Source organism: Flavobacterium glycines (genome assembly GCF_900100165.1).
Taxonomy (GTDB): domain Bacteria; phylum Bacteroidota; class Bacteroidia; order Flavobacteriales; family Flavobacteriaceae; genus Flavobacterium; species Flavobacterium glycines.
Genome location: NZ_FNEO01000001.1, coordinates 114,116 through 137,285, shown reverse-complemented (window position 1 = coordinate 137,285; position 23,170 = coordinate 114,116). Strand labels below are relative to the sequence as shown.

The 23,170-nt window shown below is 35.1% G+C and carries 15 protein-coding genes and 1 tRNA gene; 8 read left to right on the top strand and 8 right to left on the bottom strand.

Features of this window, described 5'->3' with window-relative positions:
- Positions 1-56: 56 nt before the first annotated feature.
- The 7 genes from BLR17_RS00560 to BLR17_RS00530 all read right to left on the bottom strand — a co-directional run bounded on the left by BLR17_RS00560 (position 57) and on the right by BLR17_RS00530 (position 8,404).
- Entirely contained in the window at positions 57-1,862 is a 1,806-nt protein-coding gene (locus BLR17_RS00560; protein ID WP_066328595.1) for a glycoside hydrolase family 13 protein, read from the bottom strand.
- Between the two features lie 223 nt (positions 1,863-2,085).
- Positions 2,086-3,993, bottom strand: coding sequence for an acetate--CoA ligase (gene acs, locus BLR17_RS00555; protein WP_066328597.1), 1,908 nt, complete (start codon positions 3,991-3,993; stop codon positions 2,086-2,088).
- 24 nt (positions 3,994-4,017) lie between these two features.
- The gene (locus BLR17_RS00550) at positions 4,018-4,380 is read right to left on the bottom strand and encodes a response regulator transcription factor (RefSeq protein WP_066328599.1); all 363 of its coding nucleotides are present in this window, start codon (positions 4,378-4,380) and stop codon (positions 4,018-4,020) included.
- Positions 4,377-7,079, bottom strand: coding sequence for an ATP-binding protein (locus tag BLR17_RS00545; protein WP_066328600.1), 2,703 nt, complete (start codon positions 7,077-7,079; stop codon positions 4,377-4,379). Before BLR17_RS00545 ends, BLR17_RS00550 begins: the two co-directional genes overlap by 4 nt.
- Entirely contained in the window at positions 7,072-7,266 is a 195-nt protein-coding gene (locus BLR17_RS00540; RefSeq protein WP_074517099.1) for a hypothetical protein, read from the bottom strand. The genes BLR17_RS00545 and BLR17_RS00540 overlap by 8 nt, the downstream gene beginning before the upstream one ends.
- 52 nt (positions 7,267-7,318) lie before the next feature.
- Entirely contained in the window at positions 7,319-7,879 is a 561-nt protein-coding gene (locus tag BLR17_RS00535; RefSeq protein ID WP_066328601.1) for an acetate uptake transporter, read from the bottom strand.
- 105 nt (positions 7,880-7,984) lie between these two features.
- Positions 7,985-8,404, bottom strand: a complete 420-nt coding sequence (locus BLR17_RS00530; RefSeq protein ID WP_066328602.1) for a transposase-like zinc-binding domain-containing protein — start codon at positions 8,402-8,404, stop codon at positions 7,985-7,987.
- A gap of 343 nt (positions 8,405-8,747) precedes the next feature.
- Here BLR17_RS00530 and BLR17_RS00525 point away from each other — a divergent pair, with 343 nt between their 5' ends.
- From BLR17_RS00525 to BLR17_RS00500, 6 genes are all read left to right on the top strand, one after another.
- Positions 8,748-9,356, top strand: coding sequence for an RNA polymerase sigma factor (locus tag BLR17_RS00525; protein WP_139068379.1), 609 nt, complete (start codon positions 8,748-8,750; stop codon positions 9,354-9,356).
- A 78-nt stretch (positions 9,357-9,434) separates the two neighbouring features.
- Complete coding sequence (locus BLR17_RS00520; RefSeq protein ID WP_066328607.1) at positions 9,435-10,541, top strand: FecR family protein; 1,107 nt, start codon at positions 9,435-9,437, stop codon at positions 10,539-10,541.
- 136 nt (positions 10,542-10,677) lie between these two features.
- Positions 10,678-13,962, top strand: a complete 3,285-nt coding sequence (locus BLR17_RS00515; RefSeq protein WP_245683097.1) for a TonB-dependent receptor — start codon at positions 10,678-10,680, stop codon at positions 13,960-13,962.
- Between the two features lie 27 nt (positions 13,963-13,989).
- A complete protein-coding gene (locus BLR17_RS00510) occupies positions 13,990-15,675 on the top strand; it encodes a RagB/SusD family nutrient uptake outer membrane protein (protein WP_066328608.1) in 1,686 nt (561 codons plus the stop codon).
- Between the two features lie 144 nt (positions 15,676-15,819).
- On the top strand, positions 15,820-18,426 hold the full coding sequence (locus BLR17_RS00505; RefSeq protein ID WP_245683096.1) for an alpha-L-arabinofuranosidase C-terminal domain-containing protein: 2,607 nt from the start codon (positions 15,820-15,822) through the stop codon (positions 18,424-18,426).
- Positions 18,427-18,485: 59 nt separating this feature from the next.
- Entirely contained in the window at positions 18,486-20,858 is a 2,373-nt protein-coding gene (locus BLR17_RS00500) for a glycoside hydrolase family 127 protein (RefSeq protein WP_066328612.1), read from the top strand.
- 138 nt (positions 20,859-20,996) lie between these two features.
- Here BLR17_RS00500 and BLR17_RS00495 read toward each other — a convergent pair.
- Positions 20,997-21,069: transfer RNA gene (locus BLR17_RS00495), tRNA-Phe, on the bottom strand.
- A 99-nt stretch (positions 21,070-21,168) separates the two neighbouring features.
- Between BLR17_RS00495 and BLR17_RS00490 the strand changes: the two genes are divergently transcribed.
- On the top strand, positions 21,169-21,903 hold the full coding sequence (locus tag BLR17_RS00490) for a type III pantothenate kinase (RefSeq protein WP_066328614.1): 735 nt from the start codon (positions 21,169-21,171) through the stop codon (positions 21,901-21,903).
- The gene (locus BLR17_RS00485; protein WP_066328615.1) at positions 21,896-23,146 is read left to right on the top strand and encodes a BamG family beta-barrel-assembly machinery protein; all 1,251 of its coding nucleotides are present in this window, start codon (positions 21,896-21,898) and stop codon (positions 23,144-23,146) included. The genes BLR17_RS00490 and BLR17_RS00485 overlap by 8 nt, the downstream gene beginning before the upstream one ends.
- Positions 23,147-23,170 lie beyond the last annotated feature (24 nt).

Genomic DNA, 23,170 nt, shown 5'->3' with positions numbered 1-23,170 from the left:
TTGTGTAAAACTTTGCGAATTTTGCGGTAAAATTGAAAAACTTTGTGTTGAAAAGTCTATTCTAATTCTAAAATCAATCCTGATTTTCCTTCGATAGAAATAGTTTTTGATAAATCAAACTTTGTGTTTGTTATAACTTCCTTCCCGGTTGTATAATTCTTGATGTTTTCCTGAAATCGTTTCGTGTCGATATTTTGATTTTCAGGATTGTTATTAATAATTACCATGACACTTTTATTTGAATTGTACCTAAAATAAACATAGACATTGTTTTCTGGAATGTAATGAGTGGTTTTGCCAAAATGTACCGCTTCGTTTGTTTTTCGCCAGTGGAATAATTTGGAAGTAAAATCAAAATAGACTTTTTGACATTCAGAGCGGGTTTCAGGATGGAACGCATTATTTTCGTCATTTTCCCAGCCACCTGGAAAATCCCTTCGGATATCGGCATCGCCTAAGTTTTGATCTCCCGCCATACCAATTTCAGAACCATAATACAATTGTGGAATTCCACGCAAAGTAGCCAGCATAATCATTGCCATTTTGTATTTTCTAATGTCGTTATTGTAAATGTGATTCAATCGTCGGGTGTCGTGATTTTCTCCAAAAATTAATAAGTTGTTGATGTTTGGAAACAGAAAATCTTTAGAAAGTAAATCGTAAATTTTGGTTATTCCCTGATCCCAAGTGTCATCGTCTTCGTTAAAAACCATTTGTAAAGCATCTGATAAAGCAAAATCCATTACGCTAGGTAAATTAGAATTGAAGTTTTGGATTTTAGCGATGGCACTGTCTTTTTGCCAATACGAAAGTAAGCTTTGGTTACGCATAGTAATTTCGCCAACAAGGTTGAAATTCGGGTATTCGTCAGTAATAGCTTTTGTCCATTTAGCAATGTATTCCGGTTCGGAGTAGTTGTAAGTGTCTACTCTAAAACCGTCCAGATTAGCATATTCTATCCACCAAATGGCATTTTGACGAAGATAGTTAAAAACTAGAGGATTGCTAATGTTTAAGTCAGGCATTGTGGGAACAAACCAACCGTTGAGACAAATGGTTCTGTCAATTTTTGAAGCATTGATATCACTAACTGTGCTTCTTTTGTGGTTCGTTTCGGTGTAATTTTCAAAGCGATGAATCCAGTCGTTTGTTGGTGAATCTTTTACCATCCAATGTTCAATTCCCCAATGATTCGTTACATAATCCATAATGATTTTAAGTCCGAGTTGGTGTGCTTTTTCAACCAGACGAATATAATCTTCATTGGTTCCAAAACGAGGATCAATTTTGTACACATCCGATTGGGCGTAGCCATGGTAAGAGAATTCTGTTTCGTTGTCTTCGCAAAGCGGAGTACTCCAAATGGCTGTAACACCAAGAGATTTTATATAATCCAGATTTTGTATGATGCCTTCAATGTCCCCGCCATGACGTCCTCCGGGTAAATCCCGGTTGTATTTTTCGGAGGTGTTGCTGTCGTTTTGGTTGTTTGGATTTCCATTGGCAAAACGATCAGGCATTAAGAGGTAAATACAATCAGAGGCGTCAAAACTTTTGCGTAAAGCCGAATCTTTACGTCGTTTTCTGAGTTCGTATTTTTGGGTAAAAGGTTTTTTGTTTTTTTGTTGGAACGTAAAATCAATTTCGTTTGTATTTATGTTTTGAGTGTCAATGGTTACAAAGATAAAATTGGGGTTTTCAGTTCGTTTTATATTGGTTATAGCAGTACTGTTTTCAATTGTAATTTCATATTCTCCAATGTTTTTTCCATAAAAAAGAATTTGAAGTTCGGGATTGTGCATTCCTGAATACCAAAAAGGAGGTTCTATTCTTTGTATTAACGGATTCAATTCATTTTTCATAAAATAGATAATTAAACAGTTGTGTGAAAACCCGGATTTAGGTTGTAAATGAATTTGCTATTTCACGAATAATTGGATTATCTGTGTAAATGTTTTACTAACTAATGTAGCAAAAATAACTATTTTGAAAGGAAATAAGGTTTAGAATAGTGGTTTAAAAAATAAAAGCTGCTCCGTTGAAAAGAGCAGCTTTTGTTTTTATTCCGAAATTTTTATTCTGAAATTAGATTTTTCCATTTTTAATTTCGTCCACAATTTCCGGGTTTAACAGGGTTGTGGTGTCACCAAAATTTGAAAAATCGCCTTCGGCAATCTTACGAAGTATACGACGCATGATTTTTCCGGAGCGTGTTTTTGGTAATCCGGATACAAATTGAATCTTATCTAATTTGGCAATAGGTCCAATGTGATCTGCAATATGTTGGTTGATTTCTTTTGCAAGGTTTGCTTTGTCGCGTTTTTCCCCAGTTTCTTTCAGGATTACAAAACCATACAAAGCATTTCCTTTGATGTCATGAGGGAAACCTACAATGGCACTTTCAGCAACTGCCGGATGTTCGTTGATGGCATCTTCAATAGGAGCTGTTCCTAAATTATGTCCAGAAACAATAATTACATCATCCACACGACCTGTAATTCTGTAATAACCTACTTCATCACGCAAAGCACCGTCTCCACTGAAATATTTTCCTGGGAAAGTAGAGAAATACGTTTCTTTATAGCGTTTGTGATCGCCCCAAATGGTTCTGGCAATTCCAGGCCAAGGGAATTTAATACACAAACTTCCTACTACCTGATTGTCTTCAATCTCGTTTCGTTTTTCATCCATCAATACAGCCTGAATTCCCGGAAGCGGTAAGGTGGCATAAGTTGGTTTTGTTGGTGTAATAAAAGGAATTGGCGAAATAAGAATTCCTCCCGTTTCGGTTTGCCACCAGGTATCCACAACAGGACAACGTTTTCCGCCTACGTGGTCGTTATACCAGTGCCAAGCTTCTTCGTTGATAGGTTCTCCTACTGAACCAATTACTTTCAAAGAACTCAAAGGATATTTTTGAACATAATCTAAACTTTCTTTAGCTAAAGCTCTGATGGCTGTAGGTGCGGTATAGAATTGGTTTACTTTATGTTTTTCTATTACTTCCCAAAAACGACTGAAATCAGGATAAGAAGGAACGCCCTCGAAAATAACTGTAGTTGCTCCGTTTAATAATGGTCCGTATAAAATATAAGAATGTCCGGTAATCCAACCAATATCGGCAGTACACCAAAAAACATCATTTTCTTCGTAGTTAAATACGTTTTGGAAAGTATAAGCGGTATAAACCATATAACCTGCTGTGGTGTGTACCATTCCTTTAGGTTTTCCTGTTGACCCCGAAGTGTAAAGGATGAACAATGGATCTTCGGCATCCATAATTTCTGCAGCATTGTTGTCGGAAGCTTTTTCTACAAGAGGAGCCAGCCATTGGTCACGTCCTTCTTTCATTTGAACATCCGTATTGGTTCTTTTAGCAACTAATACTTTTTCTACCGATGGACAGTTTACTAATGCTTCGTCAACAATTCCTTTTAAGTCAATTGTTTTATTTCCGCGGTAACCTCCGTCAGATGTGATAACCATTTTACATTCGCTATCGTTGATTCGGGCTGCAACTGCTGATGCTGAAAACCCGGCAAAAACCACTGAGTGAATGGCTCCAATGCGGGCGCAGGCAAGTGTTGCAATGGCCAGTTCAGGAATCATTGGTAAATAAATACAAACACGGTCACCTTTTTGGATACCCTGGCTTAATAACACATTTGCCATTTTACTTACTTTTTGGTGCAATTCGTTGTAAGTGAATGATTGTGAAGCTTCGTCCGGATTGTTTGGTTCGAAAATGATGGCTGTTTTATCTCCCTTTTTAGCCAAATGACGATCAATACAGTTTTTTGTGATGTTAACTTTAGCATCTACAAACCATTTGATTTCAGCTTCAGCCATATTAAAATCAACAACTTTGTCCCATTCCTGATACCAGGTAAAATTTTCAGAGGCAATTTTGTCCCAAAATTTCTTAGGGTCTTTAATCGATTTTTTGTATTCTTTGAAGTACTCTTCGAAATTACTTATCTTGTAACGACTCATGATTTTTGTTTATATTTAGTTTTGTTAGTTTATTAATTCTTGTACTTGTTCGACTAATTTTTTCAACGAAAATGGTTTGGTTATATAAAGGTTGGCTCCTAATGCAATTCCTTTTTCAATATCTTGTTCTTTGTTTTTTGCTGAAAGAAAAACAACTTTACAATTTTCTAATTCCGGGTTTTTCTTGATTTGTTCCAAGGTGCTGTAGCCATCTACCATAGGCATCATGACATCAAGTATGATGATATCCGGGTGCTGTTTTTGTAAAGTGTCTAATGCTTCCTGCCCATCGCGGGCTATGAATACTTCAAAATTGTTTTTTTTGAAAGTGTATTCCAGCGACATTACAATATTGGGTTCGTCATCTACAATTAATATTTTTTTCATTTTTCAGATGTATTGTAATTGGGCAATGTAAAAGTAATGGTTGTTCCATTACTTTTTGAACTTTCTGCCCATATTTTTCCTTTATGGTGTTCGATTATTTTTTTGCAAATAGCTAGTCCTAAGCCACTTCCTATGGGTTTTTTTATGTTTTGATTTCGGGATTGATAGAATTTGTCAAAAACAGCTTCCAGATCTTCCGGGTTAATTTCTTTTCCATTGTTGTGAATACTTACAGCGATGAAATTAGTGTTTTCATTTATGTTGATTTTAATTTTGCCATCAGTATCCGGACAGAATTTAATTGCATTTGAAAATAAATTATGCAATACCTGAATAATGCGTTCTTCATCATAAAATGCTTTAATTTCGAGTAGTTGATCGTTGTATTCGAGATGGATTTTTTTATTGATGATTAATTGCTGTAAGGATTCTAAGGTATTGTTTATAGTTTGACAAATGTTGTTTCTGGAAAGGTAAATTTTTTGCTTTCCTGTTTCGAATTTTTCTAAATCTAAAAGTTTGTCAATCAAACGGTTCAAACGGTCAGATTCGGACATGATATTTTGCAGAAATTTTTGGCGTACTTCGGCAGGAATATTTTCGTCGTCATGCAGGATTTCGGTAGCGGCCCGTATTGCTGTTATGGGTGTTCTTAATTCATGGGTTACCGTGTCCAGAAATTCGTCTTTTTGAATGTCTTTGTTAATGAGTTCCTGATTGGCCAGTTGAAGTTGTTCGGATAAGGTTTTTAATTCATTCGAACTTTCCGTCAGTTTTTTATTGATAATGATGTTTTCTTTGGATTCTTCCAGAATTCGCAAAACTTCAGGAAGGCTTATTTTGTCTTCTTTGGCTACACTGGAAATAACTATTTTGGCGGAAGCCGTACCAATATGTCCTGTCAGTAAGTTTTCGGCAAATTTGATAAAACGCGCATCGGCAATCTCGTTGTCTTTATCGATATTGTATTTCAGCTTAAAAATGGTCATGGCGCGTTGGGTTCTTTCAATCCCCAGAAAACGCTCTAATATTTTTTGAATGTCCGAAATATTCGCCGTCCCTTTCCATACATAAGCATTCTCGTGATTGGTGATGTATTTGTCTATATCGACAAACATTTCGGCATAATTGCGTTCTCTGTAGTTTCCGCTAAAACTTACCGAAACTGCCATATAGCTGAGTAGATTGACTAACAGGCTCCAAAAAACTGCCTGCGGAATTGGTTCTAAATAATCTAATCCAAAAAGTTGGAAAGGTTTCAGCAGTGCTATGCCCCAAGGTCCTTCCTGTACAAAAGTACTTGCGGAGTTAGTAGTTCCAAGTGCGTAAGGAATCAATAAAGTATAAAAACAAACTAAAAATCCGGCTATAATTCCTGTTATAGCTCCTTTTTTAGAGCCTCTTCGCCAGAATAAACCTCCGAAAAAAGCAGGAGCTAATTGAGCGATGATTACAAAAGAAACTAATCCGATGGAAACTAAAGTGTAGTCTAAAACAAAAATTCGGTAGATGATATAGGCTAAAATAATTAAAGAGAAAATCCCAATTTTTCGACTCAGAACAATACGTTTAATGTTTTTTTCCTGTGAGGTGTTTTTTAATGAACCAATAAAACCATAAGGAATTAAAAGGTTGTTGCTGAGCATGGTTGCCAATGTGATTGAGGAAACGATAATCATAGAAATGGCTGCCGAAAATCCTCCAAGAAATACAATTGTAGTAATGAAGTTATTGTCGAAATGCTGCGGAATCAATAGCGAGTAAGTGTCGGAATTAAGTCCTCTATTTTCAAAAAGAATGTTTCCTCCCCAGGCTATGGGAAAAACAAAAATGTTAAAAAGTAATAAATAGAGTGGGAGCAACCAAATGGCAGTCCGAACGTGTTTTTCCTGATTGTTTTCGACAATGGCTGTGTGAAACTGTCTTGGTAAAATAAAGATGGCGCACATAGAAATGAGACACAGAAAAAACCAGTTGAGTCCGTTAGGTAAACCGCCAATGGTGTTTTTTTTATCAAAATTTTCTAAGACCGATGCTTTGGTGTAAATGTCTTCAAAACCATCAAAAACAAAATAAGTTACGTAGATCCCAATGATTAAAAAGAATACTAATTTTAGAATCGATTCAATGGCGATAGCAGTTACAATTCCGCGTCTTTTTTCGGAAGCATCCACATATTTATTACCGTAATAAGAAGCAAATAAGGCTAAGGCAATACAGATATAAGTGGTGTTATCAGTAAAAATGTTAGAAGTTGCATGGGTTTTGGTTACAACGTGAAAAGTATCGGATATGGATTTTAGTTGTAAGGCAATGTAGGGTACAATCCCGAAAATAGCAATCAAAGTAACTAAGGCTCCCAGTGACCGGCTGTTTCCATAACGCAACGAAATAAAATCGGCAATACTGGTTATCTTGTTGATTCTGGAAATTCGAATAATTCTTTTAAGAATAATAATCCAGGTAGGAATGATGATTATTGGCCCCAGATAGATAGGTAAATAATCCAAACCTGTTTGAGCAGCTAAACCGATACTTCCGTAATAAGTCCAGGCAGTACAATAAACAGCCAGCGAAAAGGAATAAATATAAGGGTTGTTAGTCCATTTAGAATGGCTTCTTTTTTCTGACCAATGGGCAATGTAAAAAAGCATTACCACATAGATGGCTAAAATTAATAACAGCCCCAGACTACTCATAATATTTTTTTACAATTAAGTAGGTTGTGGCAATTGAAAATAACCAGGCTGAAAAGATGTAGATGTAGGTGACAGGAAAACCAAATAAGGGTTTCGAACTATCGAATAAGAGAATAAGAGGCAAGTTCAATGCTAAAATCATCAGCATTGAAAGGATAATCAACTTTTGTTCATGTCTCTTTTTCATTGAAATAAAAAATACAATAGCCTTAAATTAATAAGGCTATTGCATGTTGTTTTTATAAAGGTAAAACTTGTCTACCTAATTTTTCATTGATTACAATTGCGGCTGCTTCGTAAAAAGCAAAAAATCCACATAGAATTCCTTCGTAACCTGCAATGGTGTGAATTTGTTCGCTTCCTGTAAAACTGGCAACTGATAATAGCGCAAACAAAATTACCAGTGAACCAAAGATAAGTTTTCCAATAGTGTTACCGTTTAATGTCCCTATAAAAAAAGCAAGGGTAAATAATCCCCATATTCCTAAATAACATCCCATTGAAGCAGCGTCAGGTTTTGTAACTCCAATTAAAGGAAGCAGCCATAATGTAACAAGTGATATCCAAAAGAAGCCATATGAAGTAAAAGCTGCCATGGCAAACCCATTTCCTTTTTTCCATTCCATAATTCCGGCAATAACTTGTTGTGTTCCTCCGAAAAATATTCCCATTCCCATAATCATGGCATTCAATTCGAAGAATCCTGCATTGTGGATGTTTAATAGCATAGTTGTCATACCAAAGCCAAAAAGTCCCAAAGGAGCCGGGTTGGCAGTAGTGTCTTTTAATAATTGTTCCATAAAGGTTTAAATAAATTTAAGGTTGATTTTGGTTTAATAGAATGCCAAATTCAGTTTTTTTATTTGGAAAAAAAAATAAGTTATATATAGTTGTAAATAGTATAGTTATTTTTTAAACCGTTCCCATTTAATAGCCATAAATTTGTCGCCAAGTTCTGTTATAATCATTCCGGCACCTGAAAGTGTTTCTTTGTTTCGTATGTATTCTATTAGTTCTAAGTGGTTTAATATTTTATAAGTAGGATGGTAATTAGAATTGGTTGGTTTTTTGATGTTGAAAGATTTTATCCAATTGCTAATGCTTACGTGCGAAACACCAATAATACGTTCAATTTCTCTATAGCTCAATCCTTCAAGATAAAGTTGAAGAGCCTTAGTGACATAGTAGTCGTCAATTTTTTTTCCAATTTTATTTACTGTAAAAAAGTAATTGCAGTTTTTACATAAATACCTTTGTTTGTTATTTATTATACCGCTTTTAACTATTTTATTATTTTGACATTTAGGGCAGTTAGTGTCTTCCATGTATATAAATTTTGCATAAATATATTAAATTAGCAAATATGTATTGGCTTATTTTTGGAAAATCTTTTTTTGAGAATTAAATGAGTAAGATAATTGCTTTTGAAAATGAGTAAAACAGATTGTGATTTTGTTTTTTTATTCAAAGTGAAAAAAAAAGTATAATTTAATGAGTATGTAATAAAAAAACGGTCCTTTATGTGTAAAATAACTTTTCGTAAATGTGATTTGGTTAGTCATGTTAGTTTGGTATGTAGGAGTTGTTATTTTATATAACAACTCTTCTTTTTAAAAGATTGAGAAGGTAATATCCTTAAATAAGTAATGTGAATTAAAATATATGAATTTGAAAAATCAAATTTTAAATAAAGATATTCTTGATGATAATGAGCTTTGGGCCGAATTGAAGGCAGGTGATGAACAGGCATTTTCAATTCTGTTTAAAAGGTATTATGGTTGTTTGCTGCAATATGGAAATACTTTTTTACCGTTTTCTGAAAAAGTTCAGGACTGTGTTCAGGATGTTTTTACAGATATCTGGGTATATAGAAATAGCCTTAGTAGTACAGTAGTGGTAAAGGCTTATTTGCTGTCATCTGTTCGTAAACGTATTGTTCGTTTGCAACAACGCGACAGGGTTTTTAATAAATCAAAGTCGGTAGATGCAATTGAGTTTTTATTTGATTTTTCAGTGGAACATCGGTTGGTTTCTGATGAGTTAACTGCCGGAAAGGTAATGCAGTTAAATAAAGTTTTAAATGTATTGCCTTCCAGACAAAAAGAGGCTTTGTATTTAAGATATCACAATAGTTTAAGTGTGGATGAAATTGCTGTGATTTTAAATGTGAATTATCAATCGGCAAACAATTTGTTGCATCGTGGCTTATTGAATATTCGTAAAGAATGGAAAGGAGATTTAACATTACTCATGATGTTATTGATGAATTGGATTTAATCTTTGAAAAAAAACAGGAAAAATAATGAGTATGTAACATATTGGTTGTCCTTTATGAATGCATAAACACTTTAAAAAATGAAAGCACGTAATCAATATAAAGAAGTAGAAGATTTTTTGGCAGACGAATCATTCCGATTGTGGATGAAGACCCAAAAAGATTTGGATGGCTGGGAAGAATGGACTTTGGAACATCCTAAAAGAGCCAAATTAGTTGAAGAAGCCCGTTTGTGGCTGTTAGCAATGAATGTGCCGGAAGATAATTTGTCTCAGGAGCAAATTAATACAGCATTGCAGGCTACCTGGATGAAAATCGAGCAAAAAGAACAGGGTAATAAAATGGAGCAAAAAGTAATTCAACTTTGGAATACTAGCTGGGTTAGAAGAGTTGCTGTAATCTTAGTTTTTGGCTTGTTGTCATTGTATGCATATAATAATTTTTTTGCTGAAAAACATTATTCTGTTTATGATGAAATAGTTAGTAATCCTGATGCGGATGGTTTGTTAGAGCAAATTAACAATTCCAATAAACCACAAATAGTGACTTTATCCGACGGTAGTTCGGTGTTGTTACAGCCTAAGAGTAAGTTAAGTTATCCCAAAGTTTTTACCGGAAATGAAAGAAATGTGTATTTGTCAGGAGAAGCTTTTTTCGAAATTAGTAAAAACCCCAAAAAACCATTTTTTGTTCATGCTAATGAAATTGTCACTAAGGTAGTTGGAACTAGTTTTAGAATAAAAGCATATCAAAATCAATCGGATGTTGAGGTTTTGGTTCGAACAGGCAAGGTGGAAGTCAATTCAGAAAAAGCAAATCAGAAAAAAATTGTTTTACTGCCTAATCAGGCACTTCGTTTTGTTCGTAAAAATCAAACTTTTGATAAGATTACTGATATTACTTTGGATAAATCTATAAGTAGTTCTGTGAAAAGTATTGAACAGCTTAGCTTTGAGTTTACGGATATACCCGTAGCTCAGATATTTAAAACCATTGAGCAGGCGTATTCGGTTGAGGTTGATTTTCCGGTTAAGACATTAGAAAAATGTTATTTGACCACTTCTTTAAGTGATCAACCTTTGCCCGAAAAGCTTAAAATTATTTGCAAATCTATTGGTGATAATACTGCTTATACGATGAATGGAAATCAAATAATCATTAGCTCCAAAGGATGTAATTATCAATAATGCCATAAAATAAAAAAAGCGTCGCAATGCTGCAACATTGTCGACGCCTAAATATTTCAATCTCACTCTGCAAAGTGGTTTTGAAGTGTTTCTTAAATACCCTCAAAATAGTATTAATCAAAAACAAACCAAAATTATGAAAAAAACCGTAGTAAAACAACGATTACTAATCCGACTCATGAAGATGACATTGTACCAATTTGTATTAGCTTTAGTTTTTTCAAGTGTGACCCTGGCAAATAGCATAAATGGTCAGGGAAAACTAGATACCAAAGTAACTATTTCCATAACTGATATGGGCCTAAATAAGGCTTTAAACGAATTGGGTAAATCGGCCGATGTGAAGTTTTCCTATAATTCGAGAATGGTTCCTTTGGGTCAGAAAGTAAGTGTTCAGGCTACTAATGAAGTTTTGTCAGCAGTACTTTCAAGAGTGTTAAAACCTCTTAATATCACTTACTCGCTAGTTAGTAACCAGATTATTTTGCAAAAAGAGAATCCAAAATCAGAAGAAGCTACTGCTATTTCTATAAGCGAGCAACAACAAAAAACACTTACAGGGGTAATTGTTGATAATAAGGGGGTTGCTCTTCCTGGGGCAAGTGTCCTTGTAAAGGGTACTACTATAAGTGCTTCAACAGATATGGATGGAAAGTTTAGTATTAGAGTAGATAATACAGCCACAGTTTTAGTGGTTTCTTATATAGGTTTTGATTCAGTTGAAGTCCCAATTGGAAACAAAACTGATTTTAAAATCACTTTAAAGGAATCATCTCAAGCTCTTAATGAGGTAGTGGTAGTTGGGTATGGAACTCAAAAAAGGTCAGATATAACAGGGGCAGTAGTTTCAGTTCCCAAAGATAGATTAGAAAATTTGCCTGTAACAAACGTGTTACAAGCAGTACAAGGTACAGCGGCTGGTTTAAAAATTACTCAAGGTTCGTCTGTTCCTGGGAGTACAGCTTCTATACAGGTTAGAGGTGTCAATTCGATAAATGCGAATACCAGTCCTTTGATAGTTTTAGACGGAATTCCTTTTTTTGGAACGACTAACGATATTAATCCCAATGATATAAAATCTATAGAGGTGCTTAAAGATGCATCCGCTGTTGCAATTTATGGAACACGAGGGAGTAATGGTGTGATTTTAATTACAAGTAAAAGAGGTAATTCAAATGGAAAACCAGTCATTAAATACAGTGGATATGTAGCAGCTGAAGATATTTCGCGTCCCTTAAAACCTGCAAGTCCAGATGCCTATGTCCAAAAATACGCTGATTTTTTAAAGGCAAATAATCTTCCTCAAACAGCAGTCCTGCCTAATTCATCGGAAGTAGCGAATTTTGATGCTGGGATTACTACGAATTGGCTTAAAGAAGCCACACAATCAGGCTTAATTAATGAGCATAATTTGAGTATTTCCAGTGGTACTGATAAATTTCAGTATTTTATTTCTGGTTCTAAATTAAAACAGGATGGAGTTGTGAAAGGCTATCAGTTTCAAAAAACTAATTTCAGAATTAATATTGATTCTCAAATAAATGATTTTTTAAAAATTGGAACTTCGGCATTCTTTTCTGATAATAATTATGATGGAGGTCGTGCTAATTTTCTTTTTGCCACGGCTATGAGTCCATATTCTGTTCCTAAAGATGTAAATGGGAATTATTTAATTTATCCTATGGCTCCAGAGCTATTATATTCTAATCCGCTTTTAGGACTTACAACTGACAGATTGAGCAGAGGTAGAAATTTAACCGGGTCAAGTTATGCTGAGGTGAAAATAATTCAAGGATTAAGTTATCGCCTTAATGCTTCTTATACATACAATTTAGATCGTTATGCAAGTTATACAGGTAGAGCGGCTAATGATCAAAATGGAACAGCTTATACTTCAAATACAGAAACTTCAAACTGGGTTGTAGAAAATATTTTGAATTATAATAAAGACTTTGGAAAACATCATGTAGATTTTACAGGATTATATAGTGCACAGAAGCAAGATTATTTTATGTCAGAGGCTCAGTCAGTTGGTTTTTTAAATGATGGATTGTCTTATAATAATTTAAGTGCGGGTGCTACTAAATCAACCTGGTCAAATGGTTATGGTTCTGCTTTAGCTTCTCAGATGGGTAGGATTAATTATTCTTTTGATAGCCGTTATTTGTTGACACTTACAGCCAGAAGAGATGGTTATTCAGCATTTGGATCTAACACTAATAAATATGGTGTTTTTCCATCATTGGCGCTTGCCTGGAATATTAAAAATGAATCATTCTTAAAAGATGTAAATGTTGTTGATAATCTGAAATTGAGATTTTCAAGCGGTAAGACTGGTAATCAGGCTATTGGTGTGAATCAGACAGCTACTACTGCAACGGCTGTAAAATATCCATTTGATGGAGCTGCTTTAACAGGGGTTTTATTCAATAATTTAGGAAATGCCAATTTAAATTGGGAGAAAACAACATCTAACAATATAGGACTGGATTTTTCTGTATTAAAAAATAGAATAGGAGGTACAGTTGAAGTATATAAATCTAAGACTAAAGATATTTTGCTAAGAAGAAGTATTCCTGCTATTTCAGGATATACTAATGTATGGGCAAATTTGGGTTCGATGGAGAACAAAGGTCTTGAGATATCGTTAAATACGGTTAATATACGTACTAAAGATTTTACATGGAAAACCGATGTTAATTTCTCAAAATATAAGAATAAGATTTTGGATTTATATGGTGATGGGAAAGATGATATGGGTAATAATTGGTTTATAGGTAAGCCGCTTCATGTAGCCTACGATTATGAAAAAATAGGAATATGGCAAACAGGTGAAGATGCTTCGACTTCTGATCCATTGGCAAAACCTGGAGATATTAAATTTAAAGATCAAAATGGAGACGGTAAAATTGACAGTAATGACCGTGTTATACTTGGACAAACAGATCCTAAATGGAGTGGAGGTCTTATAAATACGTTTAGTTATAAGAATTTTAATCTTAGTATCTTTCTAGAAACATCTCAAGGAGGTTTAAGAAGTAATAGAGATTTGACTTATGCGGATGAGGCCGGAAGAAGAAATTTACCGGCTACATACAAATATTGGACTCCAGAAAATATGGATAATAAATGGCCTTCTCTTTCTGCTTATAAAAATTACAGAGGTTTTAATTTTTATGAAGATTATAGTTATGTAAGAATTAAAGATGTAAGATTGAGTTATCAATTTCCGCATGAATTAATTAATAAAGCAGGATTAGAGAGTCTAACAATTTATGTTACAGGTAGAAATTTATATACGTTTACAAATTGGTATGGTTGGGATCCTGAAATGAATTATTCTTCAAGAGGATCAGGAGATTGGACTAATAACTATCCAGTCGTAAGAACATTTTCATTTGGTATTAATTTATCACTTTAACTCCTGTTTAATTTAAAATATAATAAGATGAAAAAATATATTAAATTTTTAACAAGTATCATTGGCTTGTGTATGTTAACTACGGCATGTAGTGATTCTTTCTTGGACGAAAAGGTTTTGAATTCCTTTGCACCAGAATCTTTAAATGATAAACTTGGATTTGATGCATCAGAAATTGGATTGTACAATAGTTTAAGTACTTTGTATACCACTGATCAGGATCAAACTTTTATAGGGATGTTTCAGCTTGGAACTGACATTCTTTGGGCTCCTGCAGGAAGGTCTAATGGTATGGCTCGACCTTACTTTGATTATTCACAACTTAAATCGACGGATGGGGCGTCAAGTAAATTATGGACCTCTCTGTATAAAATTATTAATAATGCTAATATTATTATTAAATCGGCTGAAAGTGGTGCTACTGTAGGGGTGACACAACTAGAGTTAGATCGATTTAATGGTGAAGCTCGTTTTTTTAGAGCTTATTGCTATAATATGTTAGCAACTTTATATGGAGGAGTGCCATTAGTAAAAGAGCCATTATTGGGGGCAAAAACAGATTTTGTCAGAGCATCTTTAGATGATGTTAATAAATTAATTGAAGAAGATTTACTTTTTGCAGCTGATAAACTTCAAGATATAGATGCTTTGACTTTTAAAGCAAGAGCTAACAAAGCAATGGCTCAGCAATTATTAGCTGAATATTATTTACGTGTTAATAAACCTGATTTGGCTGAAGCTCAATGTGATGCTATAATTAACAGTGGGAAATTTAGTTTGATTACCAATAGATATGGGGTAAAAAAAGCCCTTCCGGGAGATGCTTTTTCTGATATGTTCTTTTCTGGAAATCAAAGAAGAAAACAGGGGAATACTGAGGCAATTTGGGTTTTAGAACAGGAAAATCCAAGTGCTGTAGCTAATGGAAGTACAGGAAATCCTCAACAACGTAGAGTATGGCAAGGTTCTTATCATGATTTGCCGGGTATGAAAGTAGCTGATACATTAGGAGGACGAGGAATAGGTAGAGTTAGATTGAATAATTGGGTTGTTTATAATCTTTATAAAGGAACAGGAACGGATATACGTAATTCTAAATATTCAATTCATCGTAAACATTACTTTAATAATCCTGATGCAAAATATAGTACTGTTTACGGTAAACCAGTACCTTACGGGCAAGATATTACTTTTACTTTGGCAGATAACAGTCAGTTAAAAATATTTAAGGCAGATACTATTTATAAATATGTTCCTTATACTACAAAGTGGGGCTATTTAGATCCTAAGGATGAATTTGGTTATGGTACATGGAAAGATTTTATTATTATGCGTTTAGGTGAAACTTATTTGTTAAGAGCTGAAGCACGTTTTAAAAGAAATAATCTTTTAGGTGCAGCTAACGATATAAATAAACTTAGAGCAAGAGCTAATGCTAGTCTTATAACTGCTGCTGATATTACTTTAAATTTTATTTTGGATGAAAGGGTTAGAGAGTTATTAGGGGAAGAGAATCGCAGAATGACACTAGTTAGAACAGGTACATTGTTAGCCCGTGCTACTACATTAAATGGAACAGCGCCACTTGCAGGTGGGGCAATTGAGACTACTAATGGTTTACAAAGTTTTCATATGCTTTTACCAATTCCACTAAGTGAAATACAACTGAATAAAGATGCGGTGTTGGAACAAAATCCTGGATATACTAATTAACAGGACTATCAAATAATATATTTTTTAATAGATGCCTTCTTGGAACTTAAGTTTCAAGAAGGTTTTTTTATTTATAACCTGAATTAATAAATGTTTTTTTTACATTTGTTAATTCCAACCAAAATTTTATAAAGAATAAAACCAATGAAGAATAGAATGAAACTGCATATTGTTGCATTTGTGATGAGTTTTGTAATGGTCTTACCCACTTATGCAAAAAACAATAGCAAGTCAGCCCATCCGGGTTCAGTATATTTATTTGCATATACGCCCGAGAATTTATTGGGCAGAACGGGATTGCAATTTGCCTGGAGTGTCGATAAGAAAAATTGGAATGCGATAGGGCAGAATTATAATTTTTTACTTTCTGATTATGGAAGATGGGGTTCGCAAAAAAAGATGATAGCGCCTTATCTTTTTAAAGCTGCTGACGGAATGTGGCATTGTGTATGGAGTCTGAATGATAAAGACGGCACTTTTGCTCATGCCGCTTCTAAAGATTTAATCACTTGGGGACGTCAATCGTATCCTGCGGTTATGAAGGACAATAATTGCTTGAAGCCAATTCTTTCTCAAAATAATGGGGTTTTTTCAGTGTCATGGATGAGTTCTAAAAACGGTTTGCATGCCGTAACCACAAGTGATTTTGTGAATTATTCGGTTACAAAAACAATTCAGGAATCGGAGCGTACTGATTTGAGAGAAACAATTGCTGTTGAAGGTATAGCTCAAAAAGGGACCGTTTTTCAGGTGTCCTGGGAGCTGGTGAATAATTTAATCAAAGCCGAACAATTGGTGAGTTATAAAAACCAGTTGAATGGAGAAACTTCAAAAACCGATAATACCCGTTTTGCGAATCTTAAAAATGTTAATGCTTCGATTACGGTAAATGCTGCTCAAAGCAAAAAAATAAGCAATATGCTTACCGGAGTATTTTTTGAAGACATTAATTATGCTGCCGATGGCGGATTGTATGCCGAGTTGATTCAGAATCGTGATTTTGAATACGCTTTGAGCGATAAAGAAGGTCGTGATAAATCATGGAATAGCACGAAATCATGGAGTGTAGCAGGAAACCAAAATACATTTACTATTGATTCGCTTTTGCCAATTCACGAAAACAATAAGCATTATGCGGTTTTGAAAACAACTGAAATCGGAAAAGGTCTCAGCAATGAAGGTTTTGATGGTATTGCTTTGAAAGCCGGAGAGAAATATGATTTTTCATTGTTTGCTCGAAATTTGGCTGCAGCTAATACAAAACTACTCATTCGTTTAACGGGTAAAAATGGCGAAAAATATGCTGAAACGACTATCAATTCGAATAGTGCCAATTGGAAAAAATACACGACTGTTTTAGTGGCGGCAAAAACAGTAAGTGATGCCAAATTAGAAATTATACCTCAAAGTGTTGGAACTGTTGCTTTAGATATGATTTCGCTGTTTCCGCAAAAAACATTCAAAGGGCGTAAAAATGGTCTTCGTGCCGATTTAGCTCAGACTATTGCTGATATTAAGCCAAAATTCATGCGTTTTCCGGGTGGCTGCGTGGCTCATGGAGATGGTTTAGGAAATATTTACCATTGGAAAAATACCATCGGACCATTGGAATCCAGAAAAGGCCAACGCAATCTTTGGGGCTATCATCAGTCGATGGGATTAGGGTATTTTGAGTATTTTCAGTTTTGTGAAGATATGGGGGCAGCACCTTTGCCGGTAGTTTCTGCGGGAGTTCCCTGTCAGAATTCAGGAACAGGCGGAGCAGGACAACAAGGCGGAATCCCAATGTCTGACATGGATGAATATGTTCAGGATATTTTGGATTTAATCGAATATGCTAATGGTGATGTGAATACCAAATGGGGTAAGAAAAGAGCCGAAGCAGGTCATCCAAAACCATTTAATTTGAAATATATTGGCATAGGAAATGAGGATTTGATTACCGATATTTTTGAAGAACGTTTTACAATGATTTTTAATGCGGTAAAAGAAAAACATCCTGAAATTACTGTTATTGGAACTGTTGGCCCGTTTTATGAAGGAACCGATTATAATGAAGGCTGGGCAATTGCCGATAAGCTGAATATCCCAATGGTGGACGAACATTATTATGAATCGGTGGGTTGGTTCATCAATAATCAGGATTTTTATGATAAATACGATCGTTCCAAATCAAAAGTATATCTCGGGGAATACGCTGCTTTTTTACCGGGACGTCCTAATAATATCGAAACCGCTTTGGCGGAAGCCTTATATTTAACATCTGTTGAGCGCAACGGCGATGTGGTAAGTATGGCGTCTATTGCACCAATGTTGGCTAAGGAAGGACACACGCAATGGAATCCGGATATTATTTATTTCAATAATGCGGAAGTGAAACCTACAGTGGGTTATCAGGTTCAAAAAATGCACGGAAACAATGCAGGAGATGTTTATTTGCCAAATGAAATTAAGCTTTCTGACGCTAATGAATCGGTTCGAAAACGCATCGGGGTTTCGGTTGTACGCGACAGCCAAAGCAATGATTTAATCTTGAAATTAGTCAATATGCTTCCAGTTGCAGTAAATACACAATTAGACTTGAAAAATTTAGGAGTTACTGCTTCACAAGCAAGTCGTATTGTTTTGACCGGAGCACCTGACAGTAAAGCAGCATTACCAAAAAAGGATACAATTGCTGTAAGCGAGGCATTTTCTTCGGAATTACCGGCTTATTCATTTTCGCTTATTCGAATAAAAACCAAAAAATAATTTAGAAACAAATCAAGGAGGAGTTTGTTTTTCTTTAACCCAACCAAAAACAAAAAATTATGATATTAAAAAATGTAAAAAACAATCTGTGGTCGGTTGTTTTACTTACGCTGAGTGCTGCTACTTATGGGCAACAGGGGCAATTACAAAGTTTTCCGTTGTCGTCTGTTCGTTTGTTGGATAGCCCTTTTCAAAAGGCGCAACAAACGGATATGAAATACATTTTATCACTGGATGCTGACAGATTGTTGGCTCCCTATTTAAAGGAAGCCGGAATCAAGCCATTAAAGGAGAATTACGGCAATTGGGAAAATACAGGTTTAGATGGCCATATTGGTGGACATTATCTTTCGGCTTTGTCGGAGATGTACGCCGCAACGGGCAACCAACAAATAAAAAAGCGTCTCGATTATATGTTGGATAATTTAGAAAAATGCCAATTAAAAAATGGAGACGGATATATAGGTGGGGTTCCCGGGAGTAAAGCATTATGGGCTGATATTGCAAAAGGCAAGATCGATGCAGGGAGTTTTTCATTAAACGGAAAATGGGTGCCTTGGTATAATGTCCATAAAATTTATGCCGGACTTGTAGATGCTTATAAATTAACCGGAAATGAAAAGGCTAAAAGAATGCTGGTCCAATTATCTGATTGGTGTTTGAAATTGACAGCAAATCTTTCTGATGAGCAAATCCAAACAATGTTAAAAAGTGAGCATGGTGGAATGAATGAAGTTTTTGCCGATGTAGCTGCTATTACGGGAGATAAAAAATATTTGGCTTTGGCCGAAAAGTTCTCCCACAAGACTATTTTGAATCCGTTGTTGCAAAACGAAGATAAATTAAATGGCATTCATGCCAATACACAAATTCCAAAAGTAATCGGTTTTATGCGTGTTGCGGAAGTAGGCGGAGATGCAAAATGGGCAGATGCGGCTAACTTTTTTTGGAATACGGTTGTTGATCATAGAACGATTTCTATTGGAGGGAATAGTGTTAGAGAACATTTTAATCCTTCGAATGATTTTTCGTCAATGCTGGAATCCAGAGAGGGACCTGAAACCTGCAACAGTTATAATATGCTTAAATTGTCTAAGCATTTGTTTTTGGCGCATCCGGATGCAAAATATATGGATTATTACGAGCGCACCACTTACAATCATATCTTGTCATCGCAGCATCCTGATGGCGGATTTGTGTATTTTACGCCAATTCGTCCGCGTCATTACCGTGTGTATTCAGAGCCGCAGGAATCTTTTTGGTGTTGTGTGGGGTCCGGTTTAGAAAATCACGGGAAATACGGCGAAATGATTTATGCTCACGATGCGGCTAGTTTGTATGTGAATCTTTTTATTCCTTCCACTTTAGAATGGAAAGAAAAAGGATTGAAGCTAACGCAAAATACGAAGTTCCCTTTCGAAGAACAATCTGTTTTTACATTGGATTTGAAAAAAGCTCAAAAGTTCGCAGTTAAGTTCAGATATCCTTCGTGGGTGACGAATGGAGAATTAAAAATTAAGGTGAACGGTCAGGAAGTGGCATTTGAAAAAGATGCGAATTCTTATGTTGCCATTAATCGAAAATGGAAATCAGGAGATGTAATTTCGGTTATTTTGCCAATGCATAATGCCGCGGAACAACTTCCGGATAAATCGGCTTGGGTTTCATTTTTGCATGGGCCAATTGTTTTAGCGGCCGTTACAGATACAACGGATTTAACAGGATTGAAAGCCGATGGAAGCCGAATGGGACATATTGCAAGCGGACCTATTTATCCAATCGAAGACGCACCTATGTTAGTTTCAAATACTACTGATTTGGCACAGTCTCTAAAAGAAGTGAAAAATCAGCCTTTTAGTTACTCCATTTCGGATATTACTTATCAGGATAAGTTTAAAAATTTGAAACTGATTCCTTTTTTCGAAATCCACGATGCCCGATACATGTTGTACTGGCCATATACCACAAAAGAGAAATTACCTGAATTGCAGGCGGCAATAAAAGAAAGAGAAGATGCTAAAATGAAATTGGAAGCTCAGACTGTAGATATGATTACTGCCGGCGAACAGCAACCGGAAAATGATCATAACTTTAAAGGAGAGAAAACCGATACAGGAATTTATAAAGAGCGTCATTACCGAAACGGAACAGGATTTTTTAGTTACGAATTGAAAAACCCAAAAGGGGAAACGCGCAATTTAAGAATCACTTATTTCGGTTCGGATAAAAATAGAAATTTTGATGTTTATGTAAATGCTGTTTTAGTTGCTTCGATTGCAATGGATGGAAAAGAAGGCAATCAGTTTATTGATAAAATGATTGCAATTCCTGCTGAAATTTTAAAGTTAAATCCAAAATTGCTGGAAGTAAAATTCCAGGCAAAACCGAATTCATCAATTACGGGTATTTATGAAGTACGTTTGATGAAGTAATCTAAAATGAATTTTTTTAATTTTTAATTTGTAGTGAAGAAGCCTCCTGGAAACGGGAGGTTTTTTGTTTTTGTGATTGTATTTTTTTTTCAAAAACCTATAAAAACAAAAAACCCGAATATCACTATTCGGGTTTTGTGGTACCTCCAGGGATCGAACCAGGGACACATGGATTTTCAGTCCATTGCTCTACCATCTGAGCTAAGGTACCGTGCTTGTTGCGGGTGCAAATATAGAACCATTTTTAATATATGCAAAACAATTTTAAGAAAAAATCTATTTGTATCTTCGCTAAACCAAAAGCTAAAATATGATATTAACTGTTGATGTGGGGAATACCCGAATTAAAGCTGCTGTTTTTGAGGGTGATACCTGTGTAGAGGGCTTTGTTTTTGATAAAACAGAGCTTGGGAAATGTATAGAAAATATTTTAGAAAAGTTTGAAACGATAAGCCATTTGGTAGTTTCTTCGGTGGGAGATGTTGAGAGGCAATCTTTTTTGGCATTCGAAACAGAAGTTACAGTGCATTTTGTTTCTCATGAAGATATTTTTCCATTCAGCAATAATTATGGCACTCCAAAAACTTTAGGAATCGACAGAATGGTGCTTGCTGCGGGAGCGACTTTGTTGTATCCTAATCAGAATCGATTGGTAATTGATGCTGGAACCTGTGTTACCTATGATTTTGTCGATGAAAACAATGTGTATCAGGGAGGGGCCATTGCGCCCGGATTGCGATTGCGATACGAATCCTTGCATCAGTTTACGGCTAAACTTCCGTTGTTGACTTTGGAAAGTTCCGAATCTTATGTGGGGAAATCAACGGTTCAGTCGATTCATTCAGGAGTGGTTAACGGATTGGTCTATGAGATTGACGGTTTTATAGATGAATATAAGGCAGCTTGTAAAAATATTATCATAATTTTAACGGGTGGCGATGCAGATTTTTTGGCTAAACGATTAAAAAATACCATATTTGCCAATTCAAATTTCCTTTTGGAGAGTTTGAATCAAACTTATCAATATAAAATCAACAATGATTAGAAAAATTATATCAAGCCTTTGTTTACTTTTTTCGTTAGTATCTTTAGCTCAGGAAGGAACTTCATCTCCTTATTCTTTTTACGGAATTGGTGATGTACGATTTAAAGGGACAATTGAAAGTCGTTCTATGGGCGGAGTTCAGGTAGAACAGGATAGTATTCATATTAATTTAGATAATCCGGCGAGTTTTTCTAATCTTAAGTTGACCACATTTACTGTTGGTGGAACTTATAATTTGACTTCTTTAAAAAATGATTCCGGTTCAGAAAAAGCCAAAAGAACTACTTTTGATTATTTGGCGGTAGGATTGCCTATGGGTAAATTAGGAATTGGTTTTGGATTGATTCCGTATTCATCTGTTGGATATAAAATCAATTCTTATTCTGATGCAGAAGGGGAAATCAGTAGTCGTGATTATGCTAATGGAGGTGTGAATAAAGCTTTTTTTGCAGCTTCTTATAAGTTTTTGCCAAATTTAAGTGTAGGAGCCAATGTAGATTATAATTTTGGTCGTGTGGAAACTACCAATCTGACTTTTGTAAATGGAGTTAATACAGGAAGTCGCGAAATAAACAGAGCCGATTTGTCAGGAGTAAACTTTAATTTCGGAGCGATGTATCAGGCGAAACTGAATAAAAAGTTGCGATTGTATAGTAGTTTGAGTTATAAATTAGAGAGTAAATTGGCTTCGGATAATTCCAGAAATCTAGCCGTGGTAACTACTACTAACGGAGTTGATTTTTCTGCTGTAGAAAGTGCTGATGAAGAGAAATTTCATGACAGATTGACTTTACCAAGTGAATTGAAATTTGGTTTAGGCATTGGGCAATCTAAGAAATGGTTAATAGGAGCTCAAATTGTTTCAGCCAGTCAGGGGGATTTAGCTAATACTTATAATGCTTCTTCGAATGTTTCTTATGAAAAAGCAATGAAATATAGTGTTGGGGGGTATTTTATTCCTAATTACAATTCTTTTACAAATTATTTTAAAAGAATCGTTTACAGAGCAGGTTTGAAATATGAAGAAACCGGTTTGGTTGTGAATTCACAGTCTATAAAAGATAAAGGAGTTAGTTTAGGATTTGGATTGCCAATTACAGGAAGTTTTTCAAATGTGAATCTGGGTTTTGAATTTGGAAAACGAGGAACAACTGCTGCTGGTTTAGTTCAGGAAAATTATCTTAAATTGAGTGTGGGACTTTCATTCAATGACAGATGGTTTGTTAAGAGAAAGTTTGACTAATCTTCAAGATAAGAGTAATAGTTT

What these genes read in the sequence shown, in the direction of transcription:
- BLR17_RS00505 (WP_245683096.1), top strand. Translation starts at nt 15,820, where the DNA reads ATGAAGAATAGAATGAAACTGCATATTGTTGCATTTGTGATGAGTTTT.
- BLR17_RS00485 (WP_066328615.1), top strand. Translation starts at nt 21,896, where the DNA reads ATGATTAGAAAAATTATATCAAGCCTTTGTTTACTTTTTTCGTTAGTA.
- BLR17_RS00530 (WP_066328602.1), bottom strand. Translation starts at nt 8,404, where the DNA reads ATGGAAGACACTAACTGCCCTAAATGTCAAAATAATAAAATAGTTAAA.
- BLR17_RS00560 (WP_066328595.1), bottom strand. Translation starts at nt 1,862, where the DNA reads ATGAAAAATGAATTGAATCCGTTAATACAAAGAATAGAACCTCCTTTT.
- BLR17_RS00550 (WP_066328599.1), bottom strand. Translation starts at nt 4,380, where the DNA reads ATGAAAAAAATATTAATTGTAGATGACGAACCCAATATTGTAATGTCG.
- BLR17_RS00540 (WP_074517099.1), bottom strand. Translation starts at nt 7,266, where the DNA reads ATGAAAAAGAGACATGAACAAAAGTTGATTATCCTTTCAATGCTGATG.
- BLR17_RS00490 (WP_066328614.1), top strand. Translation starts at nt 21,169, where the DNA reads ATGATATTAACTGTTGATGTGGGGAATACCCGAATTAAAGCTGCTGTT.
- acs (WP_066328597.1), bottom strand. Translation starts at nt 3,993, where the DNA reads ATGAGTCGTTACAAGATAAGTAATTTCGAAGAGTACTTCAAAGAATAC.
- BLR17_RS00545 (WP_066328600.1), bottom strand. Translation starts at nt 7,079, where the DNA reads ATGAGTAGTCTGGGGCTGTTATTAATTTTAGCCATCTATGTGGTAATG.
- BLR17_RS00535 (WP_066328601.1), bottom strand. Translation starts at nt 7,879, where the DNA reads ATGGAACAATTATTAAAAGACACTACTGCCAACCCGGCTCCTTTGGGA.
- BLR17_RS00510 (WP_066328608.1), top strand. Translation starts at nt 13,990, where the DNA reads ATGAAAAAATATATTAAATTTTTAACAAGTATCATTGGCTTGTGTATG.
- BLR17_RS00520 (WP_066328607.1), top strand. Translation starts at nt 9,435, where the DNA reads ATGAAAGCACGTAATCAATATAAAGAAGTAGAAGATTTTTTGGCAGAC.
- BLR17_RS00515 (WP_245683097.1), top strand. Translation starts at nt 10,678, where the DNA reads ATGAAAAAAACCGTAGTAAAACAACGATTACTAATCCGACTCATGAAG.
- BLR17_RS00500 (WP_066328612.1), top strand. Translation starts at nt 18,486, where the DNA reads ATGATATTAAAAAATGTAAAAAACAATCTGTGGTCGGTTGTTTTACTT.